5 protein-coding genes and 1 pseudogene are annotated in these 3,362 nt (G+C 48.7%); 3 read left to right on the forward strand and 3 right to left on the reverse strand.

The window, feature by feature from the left end; genetic code table 11:
• Together ACTHTJ_RS10500 and ACTHTJ_RS10505 are read right to left on the reverse strand one after the other, a co-directional pair.
• Window positions 1–310, reverse strand: a pseudogene (locus tag ACTHTJ_RS10500) (transferrin-binding protein-like solute binding protein); the annotation flags it as partial.
• Window positions 311–522: 212 nt separating this feature from the next.
• The gene (locus tag ACTHTJ_RS10505; RefSeq protein WP_019270851.1) at window positions 523–1,146 is read right to left on the reverse strand and encodes a biliverdin-producing heme oxygenase; all 624 of its coding nucleotides are present in this window, start codon (window positions 1,144–1,146) and stop codon (window positions 523–525) included.
• 452 nt (window positions 1,147–1,598) lie between these two features.
• Between ACTHTJ_RS10505 and ACTHTJ_RS10510 the strand changes: the two genes are divergently transcribed.
• Genes ACTHTJ_RS10510 through ACTHTJ_RS10520 form a run of 3 tightly spaced genes read left to right on the forward strand, consistent with a single transcriptional unit; the run spans window position 1,599 to window position 3,072 of the window.
• Window positions 1,599–2,135: a gamma carbonic anhydrase family protein gene (locus ACTHTJ_RS10510; RefSeq protein ID WP_019270852.1), complete on the forward strand. Its 537-nt coding sequence runs from the start codon at window positions 1,599–1,601 to the stop codon at window positions 2,133–2,135.
• Between the two features lie 39 nt (window positions 2,136–2,174).
• On the forward strand, window positions 2,175–2,774 hold the full coding sequence (locus tag ACTHTJ_RS10515) for a Maf family protein (protein ID WP_070585807.1): 600 nt from the start codon (window positions 2,175–2,177) through the stop codon (window positions 2,772–2,774).
• A gap of 25 nt (window positions 2,775–2,799) precedes the next feature.
• Window positions 2,800–3,072 (forward strand): hypothetical protein, encoded by a 273-nt coding sequence (locus tag ACTHTJ_RS10520; RefSeq protein ID WP_168167153.1) that lies wholly within the window; start codon window positions 2,800–2,802, stop codon window positions 3,070–3,072.
• A 63-nt stretch (window positions 3,073–3,135) separates the two neighbouring features.
• On the opposite strand, the gene ACTHTJ_RS10525 is transcribed toward ACTHTJ_RS10520, so the two are convergent.
• Window positions 3,136–3,362 (reverse strand): transposase (locus tag ACTHTJ_RS10525; protein WP_440360948.1); only part of this gene is annotated, 227 nt, incomplete at its 5' end.

Genomic DNA, 3,362 nt, shown 5'->3' on the forward strand with positions numbered 1-3,362 from the left:
CAGCTTTCTTGGCTTCTTCAGCTTTCTTGGCTTCTTCAGCTTTCTTGGCTTCTTCAGCTTTCTTGGCTTCTTCAGCTTTCTTGGCTTCTTCAGCTTTCTTGGCTTCTTCAGCTTTCTTGGCTTCTTCAGCTTTCTTGGCTTCTTCTGTTTGTTTTGAATCACCTCCTCCGCCCGAGCCGGAATTATTGCCCGGCTGTTGCGGGGTCGGTGCAGACTGTGCAGACGGCGTGCCACCACCGCTTGAACCGCATGCACTCAATGCGATGCTGCAGGCAATCGCCAACATACTTAATTTAAATGATTCCTTCATGGTCAAACTCCTGAATGTGATAATGGTATTTTGGAATGATGGTGATAAAATATTTGATAATTATTTACATCAAACCAATTAAAATATACCGCAAATGCGGATAACCAAACGGTACTAAACTTGCATCAGTATGAAGGTCGTCTGAAAACGGAATTTATGAATCCGCGTATACAGATGTGTTTCAGACGACCTCTACTTATATCGTCAAACCATTAATGACGATGCGGAACAAAGCCTTCCGGAGCTTCCGCACCTGCAGGCAGGTCAAATGTTTCGCGCAGAACGACTTTGTAGAACGCAAATGCATCTTTTGCACCTTGAATCGCTTCGGCTTCAGCTTCAGGGCTTAAACCCAAAGCATTCAGATGCTCGACAAAAGCACGCCAATGTTTGCCGCGGCCGTTCGGATGGGGAGCGAGGTGGCGCGCGCCGTGTTCGCCGGTGTAATCCAGCTTTTGCGCGTGTTTAAATAAAAATGCTGCGCCCAAATTGGAACCTTCGGCGCAATACAGCCAACCGATGGCTTTATTGCCGGTTTCATGCGGCAGCGGTTTGCCGTATTCGTAAGGTTTGTCGCCCAAATCCGCCAAGTCTTGCGTTACCGCATCGTAACGCGCCATGTATTCCAGCTCGGGAATGGCTTTGTTCAACTCGGGGTCTTTATAGATATGATCAACCGCTTTGTGGAACACGGATTGCAGTTTCAAAAATTTGATGTAGTTCTCTTTGTTGGTAAACGGCTCGACAGACATAACCAAGTTGTCCACGCTATCGTGAATAGTTGTAGTTTGCTCTTTCAGCCGTTTGGCAAAAGTCAGCTCTTGTGTTTCGCTCATGTGAATATCCTTCATACAGTTTCAGACGACCTTCCGGCCGCCTTTATTTAAACAAGGTGGATTGGATAGATTTGAAAACGGACACGGGATGGAAGCCAAGGTTTGTGGGATTGGAAACCCACCAAACCTGGTTGAAAACAAACCATCGGGTTTCGTTATTTTATGAAATATTTTTTAAAAATATATATCATTCCAATTCAAATGGCAAGAGAATGGTTTGCAGCTACTTGCAACTACAAGATAATAACGGACAATTTTCCACCTTCGGCAAACAAGAGAGGCAGGCTTAACGGAAAATGATTCCTTAACCATAAAAAATATTGTTTACAAAGACATGACGAAATCTCGGCAGACGCCATCCTTGCCTCACCTGCGTCAAAACGGCATACTTTCGCCATACCGAGCCGCAGGTCGTCTGAAACCTGCCACACTGTCAAAAAGGAAGAAACAACATGAACCCTATCCGCCCTTTCTTAGACCATACTCCGCAAATTCACGAATCCTGCCTCATCGACGAAACCTCCGTCATCATCGGCGAAGTATCGCTTGCCGAAGACGTATCCGTTTGGCCGTATGCCGTTCTGCGCGGCGACGTGAACAGTATCAGCATCGGCGCGCGCAGCAATGTACAGGACGGCAGTGTCTTGCACGTTTCGCACAAAAACGCGGAAAAGCCCGAAGGCTCACCCCTTATCATCGGCGAAGACGTAACCGTCGGACACAAAGTCATGCTGCACGGCTGCCGCATCGGCGATCGTGTGTTGATTGGGATGGGTACGATTATTCTGGACGATACCGTCATCGAAGACGACGTAATGATAGGCGCAGGCAGCTTGGTGCCGCCACGCAAACGTTTGGAAAGCGGCTATCTCTATGTCGGTTCGCCCGTCAAACAAGTCCGCCCGCTGACCGAAAAAGAAAAAGAATTTTTGAAATATTCTTCCGCGCATTATGTGCGCTTGTCCGGCCAACACAAACAGTCAAAATAATTTTCAGACGGCCTTATATCCCCTAAAAAAGAAAGTTTTATGCACACACTCTACCTAGCCTCCGGCAGCCCGCGCCGCCGCGAAATTCTGGAAAACTTAAGATTCAAAGTTATCCGTATCCCTGCCGACATCGACGAAACGCCGCATTCCGACGAAAAAGCCGCCGATTATGTGCAACGTATGGCGCAGGAAAAAAATGCCGCCGCTGTCGAGCAATGGTTAGCCACACACGACGCGTCGCCCGAATATCCGATTCTGACCGCCGACACTACGGTCGCCTATCAAAACCACATTCTCGGCAAATCGGAAACCGAAGCCCAAGCAGCCGAAATACTCGCCCGGCTTTCAGGGCAGACGCATCAGTTGCTGACTGTCGTATGCGTATATTGGCAAGGGAAAACGCACGGCGTTTTGCAAACCAGCGATGTACGTTTCAAAACCTTGTCTGCCGAAGAAATATCCGCCTATATCCGAAGTGGCGAACCGATGGACAAAGCGGGCGCGTATGGCATTCAGGGTTTGGGCGGCGTGTTTGTCGAGCATTTGCAAGGCAGCTTTACAGGCGTGATGGGCCTGCCCGTTTACGAAACGGTCGGCTTGTTGGAACAATTCGGATTGAGTATTCCCCCATTTGCCTGATTTTAAATACCTTCAAACAAACATTATGAAAACATACGTCTTCCCCTTTTTATCCGCAGTATTCCTTCTCGCTGGCTGCACCACTTTTTCAGACGACGGTACACCCGCCATCCGCAAAGGCAACGACAGCATCCTCTCTTTCGGGAAGCTTGGCTCCGCTATAGAAGATGCGCCTGCAGGCGGCTGGGTCATGCTCGGCGATCAATACACCTATGAGACCTTTGCAAAAAAGTCCTTCCCCCGACAGCCGAAATCTAAACAAAGATTTTCGGCTGTTTTTGTTTCGAATATCCACTGATTCTACTTAAATACCCCCCTTAATCCCCCTTGGATACCTGATAATCAGGCATCCGGCCGCCTTTTAGGCAGCAACAGGCGCACTTAGCCTGTTGGCGGCTTTCAAAAGGTTCAAACACATCGCCTTCAGATGGCTTTTTGCACTCACTTTGAGCAGCCCGAAATAGGCTGCCCGGGCGTAGCGGAATTTACGGTGCAGCGTACCGAAGCTTTGTTCGACCACATAACGGGTCTTCGACAAATATCGGTTACGCTTCGTTTGCACTTCCGACAGCGGATGTTTACGGTGGG

Origin of the sequence: Neisseria sp. P0018.S001 (genome assembly GCF_051957355.1) — a bacterium.
Taxonomy (GTDB): Bacteria; Pseudomonadota; Gammaproteobacteria; order Burkholderiales; family Neisseriaceae; genus Neisseria; species Neisseria subflava_A.